This window comes from Type-D symbiont of Plautia stali, from assembly GCF_001485335.1.
Lineage (GTDB): Bacteria > Pseudomonadota > Gammaproteobacteria > Enterobacterales > Enterobacteriaceae > Pantoea > Pantoea vagans_C.
The window spans coordinates 42,384-48,383 of sequence record NZ_BBOC01000039.1; the positions used below are offsets into that span (position 1 = coordinate 42,384).

General features: G+C 53.2%; 7 protein-coding genes and 1 tRNA gene. All 8 read left to right on the forward strand.

What is annotated here, in order from left to right; all coding sequences use genetic code 11:
- Positions 1-30 precede the first annotated feature (30 nt).
- On the forward strand, positions 31-453 hold the full coding sequence (gene ybgC, locus PSSD_RS13805) for a tol-pal system-associated acyl-CoA thioesterase (RefSeq protein WP_202404442.1): 423 nt from the start codon (positions 31-33) through the stop codon (positions 451-453).
- The gene (gene tolQ, locus PSSD_RS13810) at positions 450-1,136 is read left to right on the forward strand and encodes a Tol-Pal system protein TolQ (protein WP_039330423.1); all 687 of its coding nucleotides are present in this window, start codon (positions 450-452) and stop codon (positions 1,134-1,136) included. The genes ybgC and tolQ overlap by 4 nt, the downstream gene beginning before the upstream one ends.
- A 13-nt stretch (positions 1,137-1,149) precedes the next feature.
- The gene (gene tolR, locus PSSD_RS13815) at positions 1,150-1,578 is read left to right on the forward strand and encodes a colicin uptake protein TolR (RefSeq protein ID WP_034829164.1); all 429 of its coding nucleotides are present in this window, start codon (positions 1,150-1,152) and stop codon (positions 1,576-1,578) included.
- 25 nt (positions 1,579-1,603) lie between these two features.
- Complete coding sequence (tolA, locus tag PSSD_RS13820) at positions 1,604-2,890, forward strand: cell envelope integrity protein TolA (protein ID WP_058972623.1); 1,287 nt, start codon at positions 1,604-1,606, stop codon at positions 2,888-2,890.
- A 116-nt stretch (positions 2,891-3,006) separates the two neighbouring features.
- The gene (gene tolB / locus PSSD_RS13825) at positions 3,007-4,302 is read left to right on the forward strand and encodes a Tol-Pal system beta propeller repeat protein TolB (protein ID WP_039330409.1); all 1,296 of its coding nucleotides are present in this window, start codon (positions 3,007-3,009) and stop codon (positions 4,300-4,302) included.
- A 64-nt stretch (positions 4,303-4,366) separates the two neighbouring features.
- Positions 4,367-4,882: a peptidoglycan-associated lipoprotein Pal gene (gene pal / locus PSSD_RS13830; RefSeq protein WP_039330408.1), complete on the forward strand. Its 516-nt coding sequence runs from the start codon at positions 4,367-4,369 to the stop codon at positions 4,880-4,882.
- Positions 4,883-4,891: 9 nt separating this feature from the next.
- Positions 4,892-5,701: a cell division protein CpoB gene (gene cpoB / locus PSSD_RS13835; protein WP_058972624.1), complete on the forward strand. Its 810-nt coding sequence runs from the start codon at positions 4,892-4,894 to the stop codon at positions 5,699-5,701.
- A gap of 165 nt (positions 5,702-5,866) precedes the next feature.
- A tRNA-Lys gene (locus PSSD_RS13840) sits at positions 5,867-5,942 on the forward strand.
- Positions 5,943-6,000 lie beyond the last annotated feature (58 nt).

A 6,000-nucleotide genomic window follows, 5' to 3' on the forward strand; every position in this document is an offset into this window, starting at 1 on the left:
TCTCACTTGCGTATAGTAGCAACGTTTAAAATGAGACCGGGATGTAGAGTGAGTACAACGCTGTTTCGCTGGCCGGTTCGTGTCTATTACGAAGACACCGATGCCGGTGGTGTGGTTTACCACGCCAGTTATCTTGCTTTCTATGAACGAGCACGTACCGAGATGTTGCGCCAGCACCATTTCAATCAACAAGCCCTGTTGGAAGAACAGGTGGCGTTTGTGGTACGACGCATGACGATAGACTTTGTTGCCGCAGCACGTCTTGACGATCTTCTGGACATCCAGAGTGAAGTGACCGCCATGACCCGCGCCACCATGACGTTCTCGCAGCGTATCGTGAATGCAGAAGGCAAAGTGCTGAATGAAGCAGAAGTCCTGATTGCCTGCATCAACCCACATCTAATGAAGCCGATTGCGCTTCCCAAGTCTATTGTCGCGGAGTTCAAGCAGTGACTGACATGAATGTTCTTGATTTGTTCCTGAAGGCGAGCCTTCTGGTCAAACTTATCATGTTGATTTTGATCGGCTTTTCTATTGCCTCCTGGGCGATCATTATTCAGCGCACGCGCATCCTGAATGCGGCGGGTCGTGAAGCCGAAGCCTTTGAAGATAAGTTCTGGTCAGGTATCGAGTTATCTCGCCTGTATCAGGAGAGCCAGGGACGCCGTGATGAACTGGCCGGTTCCGAGCAAATTTTCTATTCGGGTTTTAAAGAGTTCGCCCGTTTACACCGTGCGAACAACCATGCACCGGAAGCGGTGGTGGAGGGCGCTAGCCGCGCGATGCGTATTTCCCTGAATCGCGAACTGGAAACGCTGGAAAATCATATTCCTTTCCTTGGCACCGTCGGTTCCATCAGCCCGTATATTGGTCTGTTTGGTACGGTGTGGGGGATCATGCACGCCTTTATCGCACTGGGTGCAGTGAAGCAAGCCACCTTGCAGATGGTTGCGCCGGGTATTGCCGAAGCGTTGATCGCGACGGCCATCGGTCTGTTCGCCGCGATTCCTGCTGTTATGGCGTACAACCGTCTGAACCAGCGTGTGAATAAGCTGGAGCAGGGCTACGACAACTTTATGGAAGAGTTCACGGCTATCCTGCATCGTCAGGCTTTCTCCACCGATAACGCGAAGTAAGTCGAGGTTAACGATGGCCAGAACCCGTGGTCGCGGGCGCCGCGACCTTAAGTCGGAAATCAACATTGTTCCACTGCTGGACGTGCTGTTGGTACTGCTGCTCATCTTTATGGCAACTGCGCCGATTATTACTCAGAGCGTGGAAGTGGATTTGCCTGACGCGACCGACTCAAAAACGGTCTCAACGGATGATAATCCACCGGTCATTGTCGAAGTGGCTGGCGTAGGGCAGTACAGCCTGGTGGTGGATCACGATCGTATGACACAGCTACCGCCGGAACAGGTGGTGAGTGAAGCGCAGCGTCGCATTGAAGCCAATCCGAAGACCGTGTTCCTGATTGGTGGTGCGAAGGATGTGCCTTACGACGAAATCATCAAGGCGCTGAACCTGTTACATCAGGCTGGCGTGAAATCTGTCGGTTTGATGACACAGCCGATTTAAAGCGAACCGTTTTTGGGATCCGAGAGTGTCGAAGGTAACCGAGCAGAACGACAAATTAAAACGCGCGATAATCATTTCGGTGATTCTGCACATCGTGCTGATCGCCCTGCTGATTTGGAGCTCGTTTAACGAAAAGATCGAATCCAGCGGCGGCGGTGGCGGCAGTGATATTGACGCAGTGATGGTCGATTCTGGTGCCGTGGTTGAACAATATAACCGTCAGCAGAATCAGCAACGTGACAGCCAACGCGCTGAGCAACAACGTCAGAAGCAGTCACAGCAGCAGGCCGAAGAGTTACAGCAGAAGCAGGCTGCCGAGCAGCAGCGTCTGAAAGAGATGGAAAAAGAGCGCTTGCAGGCCCAGCAGGAAGCCAAAGAGCAGGCGAAGCAGCAAGCTGAACAGCAGAAAGCCGCTGAGGCGGCGGCAAAGCAGGCTCAGGATCAGCAGAAAGCGGCTGAAGCGGCGGCAGCCAAAGCGAAAGCCGATGCGAAAGCGGAAGCAGATGCCCAGGCGAAAGCAGCAGCTGATGCGAAAGCCAAAGCCGTAGAAGAAGCGAAGCAGGCAGCAGCCGACGCGAAGAAGAAAGCGGAAGAGCAAGCGAAAGCGGCAGCGGCAGAAGCGGCGAAAGAGAAAGCCGTAGAGCAGGCGAAGGCAGCGGCGGAAGCGAAAGCGCAAGCGGCTGCTGAGGCCAAAGCGCAGGCTGCAGCAGACGCGAAGGCGAAAGCGGCTCAGGAAGCGAAAGAAGCCAAAGAGCAAGCAGCGGAAGAGGCGAAGGAAAAAGCCGCTGAAGCAGCGAAAGAGAAAGCTGCAGCAGAGGCAAAAGCCAAAGCCGATGCAGCTGCCAAGGCGAAAGCGGATGCTGCGGCGAAAGCCAAAGCGGCGGCCGACGCTAAGAAAAAAGCCGCTGCGGAAGCGGCCAAGAATGAAAGTGACGTTGATGACCTGTTAGGTGGCCTTTCTTCTGGTAAGAATGCACCGAAAAGTGGCACAGCTTCTGGCGGTGCAGCAGGGCAGGGGAATCAGAAAAAGGCTGGTGCGTCAGGCGCAGAGATTAACTCCTATATGGGGCAGGTTGTTGGAGCGATTCAGAGTCGTTTCTATGATGCTGATACTTATAAGGGTAAAGAGTGTAACCTGCGTATCAAACTGGCCCCGGATGGTTTGCTGATCGATGTTAAAGCAGAGGGCGGCGACCCTGCGTTGTGCCAGGCTGCAATTACTGCTGCGAAGCAAGCTCATATTCCTAAGCCGCCATCGCAAGCGGTGTATGAAGTGTTTAAAAACGCGCCAATGCGTTTCAAACCGGAATAATGCAGTAACCCACGGCAGGTTGAACTAAGGTTAGCTTGCCGTATTTTACGAGTACTCGTGTTTTTTCAGGAACTGTGCGAATTATCGTGAACTCAGGTTCAGGTAAGGGAGATAAGATGAAGCAGGCACTTCGTGTAACGTTAGGCTTTTTTGTACTGCTGTGGGCAGCGATGCTGCACGCAGAAGTGCGTATTGAAATTACGCAGGGTGTGAATACCGCACGCCCAATCGGTGTGGTTCCGTTCAAATGGGCGGGCCCAGGCGCGGCACCAGAAGATGTGGGCGGGATTGTTTCCGCTGACTTACGTAACAGCGGTAAATTTAACCCGCTTGATCGTTCACGTCTGCCGCAACAGCCGACCAGTGCGCAGGAAGTTCAACCTGCTGCCTGGAGCGCGCTGGGTATTGATGCCGTGGTTGTGGGGCAGGTGACGCCTAACCCAGATGGCAGTTATCAGGTTGCTTACCAGCTGGTGGATACCGGCGGTGCGCCAGGTACCGTACTGGCGCAGAACTCTTATAAAGTGACTAAGCAGTGGTTGCGTTATGCTGCCCACACCGCCAGTGACGAAGTGTTCGAGAAGCTGACCGGTATTAAAGGTGCATTCCGTACGCGTATCGCTTACGTGGTGCAGACCAACGGCGGTCAGTTCCCGTATGAACTGCGCGTATCCGACTACGACGGTTATAACCAGTTTGTGGTGCATCGCTCACCAGAACCATTGATGTCACCGGCCTGGTCACCAGACGGCAGTAAAGTGGCCTACGTAACCTTCGAGAGCGGTAAATCGGCTCTGGTGGTGCAGACGCTGGCCAACGGTGCGATTCGTCAGGTTGCTTCTTACCCACGCCACAACGGTGCTCCGGCCTTCTCGCCGGATGGTTCTAAGCTGGCCTTTGCGCTGTCTAAAACCGGTAGCCTGAATTTGTATGTGATGGATCTGGCTTCAGGTCAGACGCGTCAGGTGACTGATGGTCGTTATAACAGCACCGAACCGACCTGGTTCCCGGATAGCCAGACACTGGCTTATACCTCGGATCAGGCGGGTGCGCCTCAGATTTATAAGATTGGTATTAACGGCGGTGCGCCACAACGTATTACCTGGGAAGGTGCTCAGAACCAGGATGCGGATGTGTCTTCCGACGGCAAAACGATGGTGATGATCAGCAGCGCCGGTGGTGCTCAGCATGTCGCCAAACAGGATCTGGTAACGGGAGCCGTTCAAACAATAACGGACACGTTCCTGGATGAGACGCCAAGTCTGGCCCCTAACGGCACGATGGTAATCTATAGCTCTACTCAGGGGATGGGTTCCGTGTTGCAGTTGGTTTCAACAGATGGGCGTTTCAAAGCGCGTCTTCCGGCAACCGATGGACAGGTCAAATTCCCTGCCTGGTCGCCGTATCTGTAATGCATAGGTCCCCTGCATAGTGGGGGATAACCATGTATAGCAAACAAAATAATAGGATAAAGAAATGCAACTGAACAAAGTGCTGAAGGGTTTGATGCTGGCTCTGCCGGTAATCGCGGTAGCTGCATGTAGCTCACACAAAAACAACAACAACGACCAGACCGGTATGGGCGCAGACAACGGCGCTTACGGTGCTGGCCAGAACGGTAACATGTCTTCTGACGAGCAAGCGCGTCTGCAGATGCAGCAGCTGCAGCAGAACAACATCGTTTACTTCGGTCTGGATAAGTATGACGTCGCTTCTGACTACGCTCAGATGCTGGATCAGCACGCAGCATTCCTGCGTGGTAACCCGTCTTACAAAGTGACCATCGAAGGTCACGCGGATGAGCGCGGTACCCCAGAGTACAACATCGCCCTGGGCGAGCGTCGTGCTAACGCCGTTAAGATGTATCTGCAGGGTAAAGGCGTGTCTGCTGACCAGATGTCTATCGTTTCTTACGGTAAAGAGAAACCAGCTGTACTGGGTCATGACGAAGCGGCTTACGCTAAAAACCGTCGTGCCGTACTGGTTTACTAAGAGCATCATATGATGAGTAACTTCAGACTTCATTTGTTGAGTCTGTCGTTACTGGTTGGCGTAGCGGCTCCTTGGGCCGCTATTGCCCAAGCGTCAATCAGTAGCGTTGGCTCTGGCTCGGTCGAAGACCGTGTCACCAATCTTGAACGTATCTCCAATGCCCAGGCTCAGCTTCTGCAGCAATTGCAGCAGCAGATGAGTGACAACCAAAGCGATATCGATTCGCTGCGCGGCCAAATCCAACAGAACAGCTATCAACTTAATCAGGTGATTGAGCGCCAGAAGCAGCTTTATCAGCAGATTGATAGTCTGAGCAGTGGGAGTAACGGTGCACAGGCGAGCGGTGGCGGTGATGCCGCAGCGGCGGGAGCAGCAGGTGCTGCGGGAAACGCTGATGCAGGCGGTAGCAATGCAAGTGGAAGTTCCGCTGCCCCTGCACAAACCGGCGATGCCAATACCGATTACAATGCTGCCGTCGCGCTGATTCTGGAGAAGAAGCAGTTCGATCAGGCCATTACTGCCCTGCAGGCGTGGGTGAAGAAGTATCCTGACTCCACGTATCAACCGAACGCCAATTATTGGCTGGGTCAGTTGTATTACAACAAGGGTAAGAAGGACGATGCCGCGTATTATTTTGCCACTGTGGTGAAGAACTATGCGAAGTCGCCGAAGGCCCCAGAAGCGTTGTTTAAGGTTGGCGTGATCATGCAAGAGAAGAACGATACGGCGAAAGCTAAAGCGGTCTATCAACAAGTGATCAAACAATTCCCAAGCAGCGAATCTGCCAAGCTGGCGCAAAAGCGTCTCGCTGGCATGTAATTTGTGCAGCAATGACCGGATTTCGTATGATTTCTGGTCTTGCAGCATGAAAGGTAAGCAATTGAGTGATTTGGTGAGAAATAAGGGTTGCGCCCTCCCGCTAAATCAGTAATATATGCCGCCGTTGCCCGGGCAGTTTAACAAAGCGTCCGGCAGCCTGAAGATGGGTCGTTAGCTCAGTTGGTAGAGCAGTTGACTTTTAATCAATTGGTCGCAGGTTCGAATCCTGCACGACCCACCATCTTAACCTGCTGTATGTTAGATGTTTTCTTCAGTCGCTTCACAACCTTGATGGGTCG